Raw genomic sequence first — 13,927 nt, 5'->3', positions numbered from 1 at the left:
GACCATATCTCTTCATGACAACCCATATCCGGTCAAATTAAAACAGTGTTTAAGTCGAACGCTTCCTTCTATAGCACAAGAGGAAGAGAAAAAACAAAAAAAACTGTTCTCCTCACAGCCTGGACAGCCGCCAGCGACGGTTTGCCGCCAGCTGCCAGCAGCGCTATACTGCGGCAATGACCAGGCATCTCCCGTCTCCCCGCAGACAAAGGCAGACATGAAAGGATACCCCCATGACCTACCAGGAACGTAAAGGCCAGCTGGTCAAGGCACTGGCCGATTTCTTTGAACAGGATTATCGCCGCATCGGCCATGCCATCGAGGTCTTGCAGGAAGCGGAAAAGCTGCTGACCGAGCATCCCGGCGCCGACGCCGAGGTGCTGCTGGCCAGTGCCTTGCTGCACGATGTCGGCATCAAGCCATCGGAGGAGCGCCTGGGTTACAATAACGGCCAGACCCAGGAGGAGCTGGGGCCACCGGTGGCCAGCCGCATCCTGCAGCATTGCGGATTCACCAGCTGCAAGATTCCGCTGGTGGCGGCCATCATCGGCAATCATCATTCGCCCTCGCGCATCGCCGCGGTTGAGCTGGAGATTCTCAAACAGGCCGACCGCGTGGTCAACCGGCGGTCAGCCTGACCATGCCGGCACCGAACCCTCCGTTGACAACGCGGGCGCGCTCGGCCCACCAGCTGCTCGACGCCATTATCGGCCAGTGGCGGAATGAATGTGCCTCTCAGGGCAGCCGCCTGTATTGCCATCCCGGCTGCGCCGGCTGTTGCAGCCTGCAGGTACAGGCCAGCTGGGCCGAAGCCCTGCTGCTGGCCGAGGCCCTGACCGAAACCGAACAGCGACAACTGCGCGGCTACGTCCGCCGCCTGCTGGCGCTGACGCGCCAGCAGCGCGACTATAAACAGCTGCTGGCCCAGGTGCGGCAGCAACTCGGCAGCTGTCCTTTTCTGGCCGCCGACGGCCGCTGCGCCCATTATTCCCGGCGACCGCTGGCCTGCCGCGCCCTCTACGCCACCCGCGAGCCGCACTATTGCACCCTGGATTTCAGCCGTCTCTCCAGCGCCGAAAAACAGACCTTCCTGGCCAGCCTTGACCGTCGTCTGGTCGACTTCCCCACCCATTACGCCGCCGCTCCGCGCCAGTTCGCCGCCAGCCTCGAACAGCAGCTGCTGCAGCATCAGCAGCAATGGACGGGTCACCGTCTGCTCGGCAACCTGCCACTGCTGGTCTGTCTGGCCGGCCGACCCCGCCTGCGCGCCGCCCTGCAGCAACACGCGACCGGCTGGCTCGGGCGATTGCAGCGCCGCTGGCCCCTGCTGCTGGCGGCCAACAGCAACTCAGCCGATGCCGATTCTCTGCCCCGCCAGCATTTTTCTCCTTGACAGGCAAAACCGGGCGGCCTAGATTTTCCAGCGATTGAGACTCAGTCTCATTGACAGTCCATCTGTGGAGGCGCCATGTCGCAACAGCTTTTCGAACAGCTTCTGGAGGAACACTGCCTCAAGGCTACGGCTCAGCGGCGCGACATCTACGCCGAGATTCTGGCCATGGACGAGCACTTCGATGTCGACACCCTGCTGTTTCGCCTTAAGGACCAGGGTAAAAAAATCTCCAAGGCCACCATCTACCGCACCCTGCAACTGCTGCTGGAATACGGTCTGATCAAGAAAACACCGCTGTCACCTGACGGCGCCGAGGCGCTCTACGGCGCCTGCCCGGAAGGCTGCCCCAGCGATAATCTGGTCTGTGTCGAATGCGGCAAGGTGGTGCGCTTCAACAAGGACGATGTCTGCCGGTTGTGCCACCAGATCGCCGGCCAGCACGGCTTTGTCGCCTCGTCGCACTGCCTCAACATCTTCGCCCTCTGTCCGGCCTGTCAGCAACTGCAGGCCACCGCCCTGGAAGGAGAACCCAGCCATGCACAAGCGTGATGTGATCGTCATCGGTGGTTCCGCAGCCGGCATCATGGCCGCCACCACGGTCAAGCGACGTCACCCGGAAAAACGCGTCACCATGATCCGCAACGTCAGCAAAACCCCGGTTCCCTGCGGCATTCCCTACATCTACGGCACCTTAAAAGCCGTTGAGAAAAATATCATTCCCGACGACAAGCTGCTGGCCATGGGCATCGAGATCATCGCCGATCAGGTTGAAACGGTGCAGCGCGCCGACAAGAGTGTCCACCTGGCCCAGCACGAAACCCTGCAGTACGACAAACTGATTCTGGCGACCGGCTCCAAGCCGTTGGTGCCACCTCTGCCGGGAGTAGAGCTGGATAACGTCTTCACCGTGGCGAAGAATCCCTTCTTTCTGCAAAAGATCTTCACCGCGCTGCAGCAGGCACGCAATGTGGTGATCATCGGCGGGGGTTTCATCGGTGCGGAAATGGCCGAACAGATCGCTACCCTGCAGCAGGAAATGGCAGCTGAAACCAGCATCGCACTGGTGGAGATGCTGCCCACCTGTCTGATGCTGGCCTGCGAGCAGGAATTCGGTACCGAAGCCGAAAACGAGCTGCGCAAACTCGGCGTGGCGGTGCATACCAGCAGCCAGGTTCAGCAGCTGGGCGATGATGGGCAGGGCCGGGTACGGACTGTCGCTTTGGCCGACGGGCGTGAATTGCCAGCTGATCTAGTCATTCTCGGCATCGGCGCCCTGCCCAATATCGAACTGGCCGAGCAAATGGGACTTAAGGCCGACGTGCGGCTGGGCGTGGCGGTCAACGATCAGATGGCGACGGCCGACCCGGATATCTATGCTGCCGGCGATTGTGCCAGCAAAGCGTCCTTCTTCCGGGACGAACCGTCTTGCATCCGGCTGGCCTCGGTGGCGGCCACCGAGGGCATGATCGCCGCCAGCAACCTCTACGGCCGCGGCATCCGGCGCAGCAAGGGCGCTGTCGGCGCCTTCGCCACCAAGATCGGTGAACGCAGCATCGGCGCGGCCGGCTATACCAGTCGCGCCGCCGCTGCCGAAGGCCTTGATGTGGTCATCGGCGAAGCCGTGGCACCCAACCGTCATCCCGGCGGCCTGCCCGGCTGCATCCCCGACACCCGCGTCAAGTTGCTGTTCCGGCGTGACAGCGGCGTGATTATTGGCGGGCATGTGTGCGGCGGAGAGGCCACCGCCGATATGGCCAACGTCATCGCCGTAGCCATTCAAGCGCGCCTGACGGCAGAGGATCTGGCCACCATGCAATACGCCACCCATCCGCTACTGACCGCCTCGCCGCTGAGCTACCACATCATGCTGGCGGCGGAATTCGCCGCCACCCAGCTGGCCGATTGAACCGCCAGACGCTTCCAGGCTCAGAGCGGCCAGCCCCTCTCCCGGTGCCGCGCTGATCCGTCCCCGTCCTGCCCCTTGCCTGACGGGGTCTTTCTACAGAACCGCCCTGCCCGCTGAGCGCCGCAAATAAGCGGTTGCAGCCGGGCGGGGCTTTTTTCTACAATGTGCGCTTGGATTGCGCCGGCCGCCGGCCGGCCCGGAAAACCCGCTACCGGCTTCAACCCCGCCCTGCCAAAGGAGAATCGTCCTTATGCCCATGTCTGCCGACTTTAAACGCCGCCTGTTCCCCCACCTGCCTGCCATTGCCGCGCATTACGGCACGCCGTTTCACATCTACGACGAGCAGGGCATCCGCCAGACCGGGGAAGAACTGAAACGGGTCTTCGCCGGCATCGCGGGTTTTCGCGAATACTTCGCCGTCAAGGCACTGCCCAACAAGCGTATCCTGCAATTGATGAAAGAGATGGGCTTCGGCTTCGATTGCAGTTCGATTCCCGAACTGATCATGAGCCGTGAACTCGGCGCCACCACCGAGGACATCATGTTCACCTCCAACAATACCAGCCAGGAGGAATTCGCCTTTGCCGAAGCCGATGGCGGCTGCATCCTCAATCTCGACGACATCTCACTTATCGACAAGGTACCCAACTTCCCCAAACTGATCTGCTTCCGCTACAACCCCGGACCGCGTCGCACCGGCAACATCATCATCGGCAATCCGGTGGAAGCCAAATACGGCATCACCCACGAGCAGGTGGTCGAGGCCTACCGCAAGGCGCAACAACGCGGCGCCAAACGCTTCGGCCTGCACACCATGGTCGCCTCCAACGAGCTCGACTACACCTACATGGTGGAAACAGCGCGCATGGTGCTGAGCCTGGCGCAGCTGCTGAAGCAGGAACTGGCCATCGAGCTCGAATTCGTCAATATCGGCGGTGGCTTCGGCATTCCCTACCGACCGGAGCAGCAACCGCTCAACATGAACGCCATGGCACAGGAAATTACGGCCCAGTTTGATGCCTTCAAGGCCGAGCAGGGTTTTGTGCCGCGCATGTACATGGAAAGTGGCCGTTTCATGACCGGCCCCCACGGCTGCCTGGTGACCCAGGCCATCAACTTCAAACACACCTACCGCGACTATGTCGGGGTCGATGCCTGCATGTCGTCGCTGATGCGGCCGGCGCTCTATGATGCCTACCACCATATCGACGTACTCGGCAAGGAAGAGGCGCCACGTGACCAGGTTTACGACGTGGTCGGCTCGCTGTGTGAAAACAACGACAAATTCGCCGTGCAGCGGGCGCTGCCGAAGATTGACGAGGGCGATCTGCTCGTCATTCATGATTCCGGTGCCCACGGCCACGCCATGGGCTTCCAGTACAACGGCCGCCTGCGGCCACAGGAGCTGCTGCTGCGCTGCGATGGCAGTGTGGAGCTGATCCGCCGGGCGGAAACGGTAGCGGACTATTTCGCCACCCAGACCTTCACGCCGGATGGTTTCAGGCCCCAGGCATAAGCGCAGGAGAACCGCGATGCCCCTGTTTGAAGTGCATTATCAGCAGGCCGATACCATTGGCGAAGAACTCGTCGAGGCGACCAGCCCGGAAGAAGCCTGGCGCCTGTTTGTCGCGCAACAGCGGCAACAGCCGCCGGAAAAGGAACCCAAGCAGGTGCTGTGCGTCCTGCGCCACTAGATTCGCCGCTTTTGGCCTCACTGTCGGCCGGTTCCCCTGGGAACCGGCCGTTTGTCTGGAAATCTCATGGTTCTGCATCCACTTTGCACCCAGATCAGCCGGCTGTTCGACCGGGTTGAACACAGCTTCGAGGCGGCCGGCGGCCAGCGTCGTATCGGCAGCCTGCTGATCCTGCTGTTTCTCGGCGGCCTGACCGGTATCGAGCTTGCGCGTTGGGGGCTGCTGCCCAGCGCCATTATCCGGCTGACGCCGACCAACCATCTGGCCGCCATCGAGTTGGTCTTCACCGTGCTGCTGGTGTTCGAGGTGATCAGTCTGCTGCTGAGTCTGGTCTATTCGGTGTCGATCTCCGTCGGCAAGCAGGTGGAGATCCTCTCGCTGGTGATGCTGCGCAACATTTTCAAGGAGGTCTCGACCCTGCACGAGCCGGTGATGTGGGACGAGATTTCCGGCCTGGTGCTGAACATCGCCAGTCTGGCGCTGGGCGCGCTGCTGATCTTTGTGATTCTGAGCTACTACTACCGCAATGTGCCGGAGGTGCTGATCAACAGCGACGAGCGCGACACGGCCGCCTTCGTCGTCGCCAAAAAGCTCATTGCCTTGCTGATGATGGTCGCCTTTGCCGCTATCTTTGCCTGGAACTGGTGGCACAGCCTGTTCCACGGCGCTCCCAACCAGACCTTCGAAACCCTCTACACCCTGCTGATTTTTTGCGATATTCTCATCATGCTGCTGTCAATGCGCTACGGTTCCAGCTACCGGGTGGCCTTTCGCAACAGCGGCTTCGCCGTGGCCACGCTGCTGATCCGCGTCGCCCTGATCACGCCGCCGCCCTATTCGGCCCTGCTCGGCGTCGGCAGCGCCCTGCTGGTGCTGGCCATCCGGCTGGCCTACAACAGCTATCAGCCCTCGCGCTACCAGCAACAACGCGAACAGCGCCGCCGGCCGGCCAGTTCGCCGGTGGCCGCCCTCAAGGAGTGATCCATGTTCCGTAACCTGCCAGATACCCGTGGTTTCTTCGGCCCCTATGGCGGCCAGGAAATCCCGCCCCAGCTCAAGGCCATCATGGACGCAATCGACCAGGCCTACCAGCGCATCCGCACCGAACCGGCCTTTATCGAGGAACTGCGCGACCTGCAACGCCATTACGTCGGCCGGCCCAGTCCGGTCTATTTCTGTCGCCGCCTCAGTCAGCAGGCTGGCGGCGCCGAAATCTACCTCAAGCGCGAGGATCTCAACCATACCGGCGCCCACAAGATCAACCACTGTCTGGGCGAGGCGCTGCTGGCCCGCAGCATGGCAAAAACCAAGGTGCTGGCCGAAACTGGCGCCGGTCAGCACGGCGTCGCGCTGGCGGCGGCCTGTGCCCTGGTCGGCATCCCCTGTGAAATCCATATGGGCGAAATCGACGTGGCCAAGCAGGCACCCAACGTCACTCGCATGAAGCTGATGGGCGCCCGCGTCATCCCGGTCAGCCGCGGCACCCGCACCCTCAAGGATGCCGTCGACAGTGCCTTCGAGGAATATCTGCGTGATCCGCAAAACTTCTTCTACGCCATCGGCTCGGTGGTGGGGCCCCATCCCTTCCCACAGATGGTGCGCGATTTTCAGCGAATTGTCGGCGAGGAGGCGCGCGAGCAATTCCAGCAGCAAACCGGCGCCCTGCCCGACCTGCTGGTGGCCTGTGTCGGTGGCGGCAGCAATGCCATCGGTCTGTTCAGCGCCTTTCTGGAAGACAGTGAGGTCGAAATGGTCGGTGTCGAGCCAGCCGGGCGCGGCCTTGACACGCCCGATCATGCCGCGACCCTCAGCCGTGGCACCCCCGGCGTGCTGCACGGCATGCGCTGTTATCTGCTGCAGGACGCCCAGGGCGAGCCCCTGCCGGTTTATTCCATTGCCTCGGGACTGGACTATCCCGGTGTCGGGCCGCAGCACTCCTACCTGAAGGATCTGGGCCGGGTACGCTACGAAAGCATCACCGATGACGCCTGTCTGGCCGCCTTTCAGCAGCTGGCACGCTGCGAGGGGATCATTCCGGCGCTGGAGAGTGCCCATGCCCTGGCCTACGCCCTGCTGGTGGCGCCCCAGCGGCCGGGTCAGCGCATTCTGGTCAATCTCAGCGGGCGCGGTGACAAGGACATCGACTTCGTCGCCAAACACCTGCAGCTGTAGATGAATCCGCTGGCGCGTCTGTGGCTGTGGCTGTGGTGGCGCTGCGCCGGCCGCCGTGTCGTGCTGACCGGCGGCTGCCGTCAGTGTGGCCAGTGCTGCCAGCAGATCCAGATTCAGCAGGGGCGTAGCTGGTTACGCTCCCGGCGCCAGTTCCGCACGCTGGTGCGGCGTCAGCCGGAATATGATCGTTTTGTGATCAGCGGTCGCGACGGCAGCGGCTGCCTGCTGTTTTGCTGTCGCTGTCTGCAGCCCAATGGCCGCTGCGGCGATTATGCCAACCGGCCGGACATCTGCCGCCAGTTTCCGGACCGCCGACTGCCCCAGACTGGTGCCCGCCTGCCGGCCTCCTGCGGTTACCAGTTACAGCTGGCGCGACCGTTTACCGCCCATCTGGCCCGCAGTCTCAGCCGGCCATCCCCCCAGCCAGCCAAGGAGCGCTCATGAATCCCGCCTGTCTGCCAGATCTGCTGCACCATATCGGCCGCACCCCGCTGATCCGTCTTGCCCGTTTCGAGGTTGCCGGTGGTGCCAGCCTGTGGGGCAAGCTGGAAAGCGCCAATCCCGGTGGCAGCGTCAAGGATCGCATCGCCCTGGCCATGATCACAGCAGCTGAACGGGGTGGTCAGTTGCAACCCGGCATGACCCTGGTGGAACCGACCAGCGGCAATACCGGCATCGGTCTGGCGCTGGTGTGCGCTGCGCGCGGCTACCCTCTGATTCTGACCATGCCCGAAAGCATGAGTCTGGAACGGCGGCGCCTGCTGCAGGCCTATGGTGCCCAGCTGCGCCTGACGGCGGCGGCCGAGGGTATGACTGGCGCCATCCACCTGGCCCGGCAGCTGGTTCGGCAGCCGGGCCATCTGATGCTCGATCAATTCAACAATATCGCCAACCCGGCCAGCCACGAAACCACCACGGGACCGGAACTGTACGCCGCCCTCGACGGCGCCATCGACGCCTTTGTCGCCGGTGTCGGCACCGGCGGCACCCTCACGGGCGTCGGCCGTCACCTGCGCTCGCGCCTGCCTGCCGTGCAGCTGGTCGCGGTGGAGCCGGCAGCCAGCGCTGTTCTGTCGGGCCAGCCGGCGGCACCTCATCGCATTCAGGGCATCGGTGCCGGCTTCGTGCCACCGCTGCTGGATACTCAACTGATCGACCGGATTGTCCCCGTCACCGACGCTGACGCCATCGCCACCTGTGTCGCGTTGACCCGCAGTGGTATCCCCTGCGGCATTTCCGCCGGCGCCAATGTCTGGGCAGCGGCCCGCGTTGCCGCAGCGTTGCCGACCCGGGCCCAGGTCGTTACCATTCTGTGTGACAACGCCGAACGCTACCTTTCCACCGGCATCTACGACGGCTGATGCGCTGCGTTCTTGCCTACCGAAAAGACCGCGCCAAGCGCCTTCCGCGCCGGCCGATCGCGCTGCTGATCCTGATCGGCCTGCTGCTGGCCGGGCTGCTGCCGCTTCGCACCCAGGCATTGGCCAATGATCCGCTGATCGGGCGGGTAAGCTGGATTTATGATGGTGACAGTCTCAAGGTGGCCGGCATCGGCAAGGTACGACTGGTAGGCATTGATGCGCCGGAGCACAACGGCAAAGGGCGCGACCGGGCCTTCCTGCAACTGGGCAGCGGATCGCCGGCCAGGCTGCGGCAGGTGGCGGAGGACAATCGCCGCCAGCTGATTCGTCAGGTCAAGGGACGCCAGGTGCGGCTGGAAGTGGAAAACCCGTCCTATGACCGCTATGGCCGTTTGCTGGCCTATGTCTGGCTGGACAATGGCACATTGCTCAACGCCCAGCTACTGCGCGAGGGTCGGGCGCGGGTCTACCGCCGCTTCGCCTTCGCCCGCAAGACCGAGTTCCTGCAGCTGGAGGAACAGGCTCGCCGCCACAGGCGCGGCCTGTGGCAAAAGCCATGAATCCGGCTACCGCTCTGGCCGACAGTCCACCACTGCGGGCCCTGCGACAACTGTTCAGTGCTGCCGATCAGCCACACCTGCTGCTGGTTGGTGGCAGTGTGCGTGATCTGCTGCTGGGGCGATCCGCCGCCGATACCGATCTGTTGACCGACCTGCCCGGTGAGCGACTGCGCCAGCTGGGATTCTCCCTGGTACAGGGCAAAACCACGGCTCCCATCTGGTTCCGTTATCTGCCGCCGTTCGGCGCCATCGAAATCAGTCCCCTGCCGCAACTGGATCAGGCAAGCGTGACAGCGGATCTGGCCCGGCGCGATTTCACCATCAATGCCCTGGCCCTGGATCTGACGGGCCAGCTCATCGACCCGCTGACCGGCCGGCAGGATCTGGCCTGCCGGCTGTTGCGCCCCTGCAGCGCCAACAGCTTTAGCGCTGACCCCCTGCGCCTGTTCCGCGCCCTGCGCTTTGCCGCTGCCGGCTGGCAACTGCATCGCGACTGTGGTCGCGCCGCGCGTCTGCACGACTGGCAGCAAGCGCTGCAGCCCATCGCCGTCGAGCGCTTCAGCCGTGAGCTGGTCAAGGCCCTGGCCACACCACATCCTGAACGTTTTTTTCTGCTGATGCTCCAGTTCAATCTTGGCCGTCACTGGCTGCCGCAGCTGTGGCGCTTCGACCGGATTCCGGCCGGGCCACCCGAGAACCATCCCGAAGGCAGCCTGCTTCGCCATGCGGTGCTGGTCTTGCGCCGTTGTGCCGGCACCCATAGCGACCCCCTGTGGCGCTTCTGCGCTTTTTTCCACGACCTCGGCAAGCTGGCCACACCAGCCACCGACTTGCCCCGCCACACAGGTCACCACCAGGCCGGCGTGTCACTGGCTCATCACCTGGTTCGACAGCTACGCCTGCCACGCCGCTGGGGCCAGGCCCTGGCCGCCATCAGCCAGCTGCACAGCGCCTTTAACCGCTGGCCACAGTTGACTGCTGACGCACGCCTGCAGCTGGCTCACCAGGCCCTCAAGGCCGATGTCACCGCGCTGCTGCCCGCCATTGCCCTGGCCGACAAGCCCGATAGCGCGCTGCCGGCCGACTGGCCCCGTGCCCTGCAGTGCGCCCAGCTGTCACTGCTTGAACTGGGCATCAGCCCAGACCAGCTGGCTCAGCAGGCTCCTGCCGCTCGCGCCAGCTGGATCGCGCAGCAGCGGCTTCACTGGTTTACCCGGGGCTGAGGCGACCCAACAAAAAGGCGACAGCGGTTTCTACCCGCAGAATCCGCCGGCCCAGATGTACCGCCGTGAAACCCTGCGCCTGCAGGGCTTCGATCTCGTAGGGAATAAAACCACCTTCTGGCCCGATGGCCAGGGTCAGAAAGCCGTTCTGCGCTGCCGGACAGGGCGCTGCGGCCGCCGGATGAGCCACCAGCCTTGTCCCCGCGCCACACCAGTCGTGCAGCTCATCCTCGACAAAGGGCTTAAAGCGTGACCGCAGCAGAATCTGCGGCAGACGGGTATCCACTCCCTGCTCCAGCCCCAGCAGTAACTGCTGGCGCAGGGCAGCGGGCTGCAGCAGCGGGCTGCTCCAGTAACTTTTATCCACCCGCCAGCTATTGACCAGGACCAGCTGTTTGACCCCCAGAGCGGCCACACTCTGCAACACCCGCCCCAGCACCTTGGGCCGAGGCAGGGCCAGTACCAACCGAACTGGCAGCTCGTCCGGCGGCTGACCAGACCAACGCAGGGATAAAACGGCCTGCCGGGCATCCAGCTGCTCAATCAGGCCCTCACCCAACGGGCCATTCAACAGACCGACCCGCAGGCAATCTCCGGTCTGGCTGCCGAGCACCTGACGCAGATGCTGCAACCGACGGCCGCCGATACAGGCCCGGTCAGCGCCGCACAAATCCTCCTCCTGCAACAACAGCAGATTCATCGCCCCGCCCCGGCCATGCCCGTCTCATGGCAAAGTAGTTCACTGTCACAGACCAGACATCGACCCTGATAGCGCCAGGCCACCGCATCGCACAACAGACGACCAGCCTGCGATTGCACCGCCGTCGGCAGCTGCTGCGCCAGGCGCCAGAGCACCTCCGTTGGTCGTTCGCAGGCGGTTTCCTCCCCCACCAGCACCAGAATGCGGGCACGCTGCAACAGAGGATGCTGCAACAGTTGCTGCTTCATCTCATGCCATTGGCGCGGCTTTCCTGGCGCTCTCACCTGTACCACCACGGCTGCATGAAATGCCAGTTCAGCCGGGCAATCCAGCTGACAAACAAAGGGCAGCTCATTGGCCAGCAAAACGCCGAGATGGCGCCAGAGAAAACGTCCCAGATGCTGATTTTCCGTTGGTGGCGGCCCGACCAATGTTGCCGGCAGCAAGGGGCGTGGACGCAGCCAAACCTGATCAATGGTAATCAGCGGACAGGAGCCGCCAGCCACATAGAAGCCGCTGTGATTGGCGAACCGGCCTTCATCGATGTGTCGGCGGCCGTCAACCCAGCCACTGATAATCACTTCAGAATCGGCCGGCACACGCATACCACCGGGCAGTTTAAGCAGGCGCGGCGCTGCCCCCGTCAGCCACTGTGCCAGAGCGAGCGTACCACCACCTTCGGCCAGCGGAAAAACCGCTGCCAGCAACTGGGCCGGGGCGGTCCCCCAACAGATGGTAACAGGCATGGGCTGACCAGCACGGTTATAACGCTCAAGACAGCGGGCGGTCTGACTGCCGGGATTAAGATGCAGACTCAGATGTTGATCATCAAGCTGGCGCAACCGGTAAACGCCACCGTTGAGCTGGTCATCATGGGGCGCCAGCGGGCAGTAAAGGCACGCCAGAGACAAATAGGGACCGCTATCCTGTGGCCAGTAGTGCAACTGCGGCAGAACTGCAAGGCTGGTCGCGCTGCTGTAGCCAGCCAATGCAGCCGAACAGCCGCTGGCCGTTTCCAGTGGCCGCGTTGCCAGGTCACGCGAGAAGGCCTGCCAGCTTTGGCCGCTGGCGCGGAGATTGTCCGCCAGCAGCTGGCCAGATGGCCTGCGACACAGACGCATTAGCCGTTCTTCGTCGGCCAGTAAATTAAAAAGGATCTCAGCCGGGCTGTCATCCACCTGTTCAAACAGCAGCAACGGAACCCGGCGACCCGCTGCGCGGGCTTGCAAATGCAGCTGACGTACCTGCGCCGCAACCTGCAAATAACCGCTAACCGGCCGGGTCTGGCGCACCAGGGGCTCGTCCACTGCACACAGAGTCTGGAGGGTTTGACGTAGATCCGAAAACATAAAAAAACCCCGGTGATTAGCCGGGGTTTGGTGTAACAGGCTGCTGTGCGCGGTTAAAACAGGGCCTGACGGGCCAGGGCCATGACGCCACTGGGCACTATGCCGAGAAAAAGCACCCCGATCACCGACAGCACGAGACAGAGTGTTGCCCCGGGCTTGAGTTGTACCCAGGAGAAGTCCTCCTCGGGCTCACGGAAGTACATGTATACCATGACCCGCAGGTAGTAATACAAGGAAACCGCCGAGTTGAGCACACCCAGAATCGCCAGCCAGACATATCCGGCATTCAGCGCACCGGCAAAGATGTAGAATTTACCGGTGAATCCTGCCGACGGCGGAATGCCCATCAACGAGAACAGGCAAATGGTCAGCAATACCGCCAGCACCGGCCGTTTGTAGCCAAAACCGGCAAATCCCTGCAGGGTCAGATTCTCCTCGCCCTGCTTGCCAGCCAGCACCAGCACGGCAAAGGCGCCAATATTCATAAAGGCATAGGCCAGCATGTAGAACAGCACCGCCGAAACGCCGATCTCATTGGCAGCCACCAAACCCACCAGAGCATATCCGGCATGGGCCACAGACGAATAAGCCAGCATGCGCTTGAGGTTGGTCTGACTGATGGCCACGAAGTTCCCCATCACCATGGTCAGTACCGCCAACACCCACAGCATGCCAACCCAGGAATCCTGCATGGTACCGAGTCCCACCAGAAAAACGCGCATGAAGGCAGCAAATGCAGCAGCCTTGGGGCCGGCGCTCATAAAGGCGGTAATGGGAGTCGGTGAGCCCTCATAAACGTCTGGCGTCCACATGTGAAACGGCGCAATGGCTATCTTGAACAGAAAGCCGGTCGCCATCAGCAACATGCCACCAACAGCCAGCGGATTGGACAATTCGGTGCGATGATGAGAGAAAAACACGCCAATATCAGCCACGTTGGTCGTGCCAGTAACGCCATAGATCAGCGCCATGCCATACAGCAGAAAACCCGTCGAAAAAGCCCCCAACAAAAAGTATTTCAGGCCCGCCTCGTTGGAGCGCAACTGGCCGCGGAAAAACCCGGCCAGCACATAAAGCGACACCGACAGAACCTCAAGGCCAAGGAAAATGGTCATCAGGTCGGTACCCGAGGCCATCAGCATCGCGCCTACGGTGCTGAACAGAACCAAGGGGTAATACTCACCCACCGGATAACCCTCCCGATGGAGGTAGGAATCCGACATCAAAATGGTCATGGCGGCGGCCAGGACAAACACCAGATTGAAGAAGATGGCGTAGTTATCCAGCGCAGCATGGCCAGCAAAACCGAATTGGGCCGCATTCCAGCCCTTGATACTGATCCAGGCTGTCGCGGCCAGTGCCAGCAAACTCAGCCAGCAAGGCAGCGCGGTCGCTCCCCGTTTCATGAAGGCGTTGAGCAGCAGCAATGCCATTGCACTGCAAGCCAGCACCAGTGAAGGCATAATGGCAGCAAAATTGACATTCTGCATTGCCGTTTGCACCAGATTTTCCATGAATTGCTCCTTTAGAAGCGGTTGAACAGGTTCGTGATCCTTGACTCAGCCGCCA

General features: G+C 62.5%; 15 protein-coding genes. 12 read left to right on the top strand and 3 right to left on the bottom strand.

What is annotated here, in order from left to right:
- Window positions 1-233 precede the first annotated feature (233 nt).
- From BLR80_RS01075 to BLR80_RS01025, 12 genes are all read left to right on the top strand, one after another.
- The gene (locus tag BLR80_RS01075; protein ID WP_092075381.1) at window positions 234-638 is read left to right on the top strand and encodes an HD domain-containing protein; all 405 of its coding nucleotides are present in this window, start codon (window positions 234-236) and stop codon (window positions 636-638) included.
- A 2-nt stretch (window positions 639-640) separates the two neighbouring features.
- Window positions 641-1,393 (top strand): YkgJ family cysteine cluster protein, encoded by a 753-nt coding sequence (locus BLR80_RS01070; RefSeq protein WP_092075379.1) that lies wholly within the window; start codon window positions 641-643, stop codon window positions 1,391-1,393.
- 75 nt (window positions 1,394-1,468) lie between these two features.
- Entirely contained in the window at window positions 1,469-1,942 is a 474-nt protein-coding gene (locus BLR80_RS01065) for a Fur family transcriptional regulator (RefSeq protein ID WP_092075377.1), read from the top strand.
- Window positions 1,929-3,299 carry an FAD-dependent oxidoreductase gene (locus tag BLR80_RS01060; protein WP_092075375.1) on the top strand — a complete coding sequence of 457 codons (1,371 nt, stop codon included), beginning with the start codon at window positions 1,929-1,931 and terminating at the stop codon, window positions 3,297-3,299. The genes BLR80_RS01065 and BLR80_RS01060 overlap by 14 nt, the downstream gene beginning before the upstream one ends.
- 250 nt (window positions 3,300-3,549) lie before the next feature.
- Window positions 3,550-4,815: a diaminopimelate decarboxylase gene (gene lysA, locus BLR80_RS01055; RefSeq protein ID WP_092075372.1), complete on the top strand. Its 1,266-nt coding sequence runs from the start codon at window positions 3,550-3,552 to the stop codon at window positions 4,813-4,815.
- 16 nt (window positions 4,816-4,831) lie between these two features.
- On the top strand, window positions 4,832-4,993 hold the full coding sequence (locus tag BLR80_RS12850) for a hypothetical protein (RefSeq protein WP_171906268.1): 162 nt from the start codon (window positions 4,832-4,834) through the stop codon (window positions 4,991-4,993).
- A 66-nt stretch (window positions 4,994-5,059) separates the two neighbouring features.
- Window positions 5,060-5,974 (top strand): hypothetical protein, encoded by a 915-nt coding sequence (locus BLR80_RS01050; RefSeq protein ID WP_092075370.1) that lies wholly within the window; start codon window positions 5,060-5,062, stop codon window positions 5,972-5,974.
- Window positions 5,975-5,977: 3 nt separating this feature from the next.
- Window positions 5,978-7,165, top strand: a complete 1,188-nt coding sequence (trpB, locus tag BLR80_RS01045) for a tryptophan synthase subunit beta (RefSeq protein ID WP_092075368.1) — start codon at window positions 5,978-5,980, stop codon at window positions 7,163-7,165.
- Complete coding sequence (locus BLR80_RS01040; protein WP_092075366.1) at window positions 7,166-7,609, top strand: YkgJ family cysteine cluster protein; 444 nt, start codon at window positions 7,166-7,168, stop codon at window positions 7,607-7,609.
- Window positions 7,606-8,526, top strand: coding sequence for a cysteine synthase A (gene cysK / locus BLR80_RS01035; RefSeq protein ID WP_092075364.1), 921 nt, complete (start codon window positions 7,606-7,608; stop codon window positions 8,524-8,526). Before BLR80_RS01040 ends, cysK begins: the two co-directional genes overlap by 4 nt.
- Complete coding sequence (locus BLR80_RS01030; protein ID WP_092075362.1) at window positions 8,526-9,086, top strand: thermonuclease family protein; 561 nt, start codon at window positions 8,526-8,528, stop codon at window positions 9,084-9,086. The genes cysK and BLR80_RS01030 overlap by 1 nt, the downstream gene beginning before the upstream one ends.
- Entirely contained in the window at window positions 9,071-10,309 is a 1,239-nt protein-coding gene (locus BLR80_RS01025; protein ID WP_143012056.1) for a tRNA nucleotidyltransferase/poly(A) polymerase-related protein, read from the top strand. The genes BLR80_RS01030 and BLR80_RS01025 overlap by 16 nt, the downstream gene beginning before the upstream one ends.
- Here BLR80_RS01025 and BLR80_RS01020 read toward each other — a convergent pair.
- From BLR80_RS01020 to BLR80_RS01010, 3 genes are read right to left on the bottom strand one after another with little or no spacing between them, the layout of a single operon-like run.
- A complete protein-coding gene (locus BLR80_RS01020) occupies window positions 10,296-11,009 on the bottom strand; it encodes a 16S rRNA (uracil(1498)-N(3))-methyltransferase (RefSeq protein WP_092075359.1) in 714 nt (237 codons plus the stop codon). The two genes, BLR80_RS01025 and BLR80_RS01020, sit on opposite strands and share 14 nt — an antisense overlap.
- Window positions 11,006-12,358, bottom strand: coding sequence for a UbiD family decarboxylase (locus BLR80_RS01015; protein ID WP_092075358.1), 1,353 nt, complete (start codon window positions 12,356-12,358; stop codon window positions 11,006-11,008). Before BLR80_RS01015 ends, BLR80_RS01020 begins: the two co-directional genes overlap by 4 nt.
- A gap of 53 nt (window positions 12,359-12,411) precedes the next feature.
- Window positions 12,412-13,872: an NADH-quinone oxidoreductase subunit N gene (locus BLR80_RS01010; protein ID WP_092075357.1), complete on the bottom strand. Its 1,461-nt coding sequence runs from the start codon at window positions 13,870-13,872 to the stop codon at window positions 12,412-12,414.
- Window positions 13,873-13,927: the final 55 nt, after the last annotated feature.

This window comes from Desulfuromonas thiophila (assembly GCF_900101955.1).
Lineage (GTDB): Bacteria > Desulfobacterota > Desulfuromonadia > Desulfuromonadales > Desulfuromonadaceae > Pseudodesulfuromonas > Pseudodesulfuromonas thiophila.
The sequence above is the reverse complement of the archived record's forward strand: the minus strand, read 5'-3'. Positions and strand labels throughout refer to the sequence as shown.

What these genes read in the sequence shown, in the direction of transcription:
- BLR80_RS01075 (WP_092075381.1), top strand. Translation starts at nt 234, where the DNA reads ATGACCTACCAGGAACGTAAAGGCCAGCTGGTCAAGGCACTGGCCGAT.
- BLR80_RS01070 (WP_092075379.1), top strand. Translation starts at nt 641, where the DNA reads ATGCCGGCACCGAACCCTCCGTTGACAACGCGGGCGCGCTCGGCCCAC.
- BLR80_RS01065 (WP_092075377.1), top strand. Translation starts at nt 1,469, where the DNA reads ATGTCGCAACAGCTTTTCGAACAGCTTCTGGAGGAACACTGCCTCAAG.
- BLR80_RS01060 (WP_092075375.1), top strand. Translation starts at nt 1,929, where the DNA reads ATGCACAAGCGTGATGTGATCGTCATCGGTGGTTCCGCAGCCGGCATC.
- lysA (WP_092075372.1), top strand. Translation starts at nt 3,550, where the DNA reads ATGCCCATGTCTGCCGACTTTAAACGCCGCCTGTTCCCCCACCTGCCT.
- BLR80_RS12850 (WP_171906268.1), top strand. Translation starts at nt 4,832, where the DNA reads ATGCCCCTGTTTGAAGTGCATTATCAGCAGGCCGATACCATTGGCGAA.
- BLR80_RS01050 (WP_092075370.1), top strand. Translation starts at nt 5,060, where the DNA reads ATGGTTCTGCATCCACTTTGCACCCAGATCAGCCGGCTGTTCGACCGG.
- trpB (WP_092075368.1), top strand. Translation starts at nt 5,978, where the DNA reads ATGTTCCGTAACCTGCCAGATACCCGTGGTTTCTTCGGCCCCTATGGC.
- BLR80_RS01040 (WP_092075366.1), top strand. Translation starts at nt 7,166, where the DNA reads ATGAATCCGCTGGCGCGTCTGTGGCTGTGGCTGTGGTGGCGCTGCGCC.
- cysK (WP_092075364.1), top strand. Translation starts at nt 7,606, where the DNA reads ATGAATCCCGCCTGTCTGCCAGATCTGCTGCACCATATCGGCCGCACC.
- BLR80_RS01030 (WP_092075362.1), top strand. Translation starts at nt 8,526, where the DNA reads ATGCGCTGCGTTCTTGCCTACCGAAAAGACCGCGCCAAGCGCCTTCCG.
- BLR80_RS01020 (WP_092075359.1), bottom strand. Translation starts at nt 11,009, where the DNA reads ATGAATCTGCTGTTGTTGCAGGAGGAGGATTTGTGCGGCGCTGACCGG.
- BLR80_RS01015 (WP_092075358.1), bottom strand. Translation starts at nt 12,358, where the DNA reads ATGTTTTCGGATCTACGTCAAACCCTCCAGACTCTGTGTGCAGTGGAC.
- BLR80_RS01010 (WP_092075357.1), bottom strand. Translation starts at nt 13,872, where the DNA reads ATGGAAAATCTGGTGCAAACGGCAATGCAGAATGTCAATTTTGCTGCC.